This window comes from Aliidiomarina quisquiliarum, assembly GCF_023922585.1.
GTDB lineage: Bacteria > Pseudomonadota > Gammaproteobacteria > Enterobacterales > Alteromonadaceae > Aliidiomarina > Aliidiomarina quisquiliarum.
Genome location: NZ_JAMFTN010000030.1, coordinates 1 through 656, shown reverse-complemented (window position 1 = coordinate 656; position 656 = coordinate 1). Strand labels below are relative to the sequence as shown.

General features: G+C 50.6%; 1 protein-coding gene. It reads left to right on the top strand.

Annotated elements, in window-relative coordinates:
• Positions 1 to 3 precede the first annotated feature (3 nt).
• The coding region (locus tag M1L23_RS12765; protein ID WP_252627828.1) for a GTP-binding protein at positions 4 to 656 on the top strand (653 nt) is incomplete at its 3' end.

Genomic DNA, 656 nt, shown 5'->3' with positions numbered 1-656 from the left:
GTCATGGCAAAAGCAAAGTTCGAACGTACAAAGCCACACGTTAACGTAGGTACTATTGGCCACGTTGACCACGGTAAAACCACATTGACTGCGGCAATCGCAACCGTATTGGCAAAAACCTATGGTGGCGCAGCACAAGACTACGCAGCAATCGACAACGCTCCAGAAGAGCGCGAGCGTGGTATTACTATTTCAACGTCGCACGTTGAATATGACACGCCTACGCGTCACTACGCGCACGTAGACTGCCCAGGTCACGCCGACTACGTTAAGAACATGATTACCGGTGCGGCGCAAATGGACGGTGCTATTTTAGTTGTAGCGTCAACCGATGGCCCTATGCCACAAACCCGTGAGCACATTCTGCTTTCACGTCAGGTTGGTGTACCGTACATTGTTGTGTTCATGAACAAGTGCGACATGGTTGACGACGAAGAGTTGTTAGAGCTAGTTGAAATGGAAGTGCGTGAGCTTTTATCAGAGTACGACTTCCCAGGCGACGACCTACCAGTTATTCAGGGCTCTGCACTGAAGGCATTGGAAGGCGACGAGAAGTGGGAAGCGAAAATTCTAGAGCTAGCAGAAGCCCTAGACAGCTACATTCCAGAGCCAACGCGCGACATCGACAAGCCGTTCTTGTTACCGATTGAAGACGT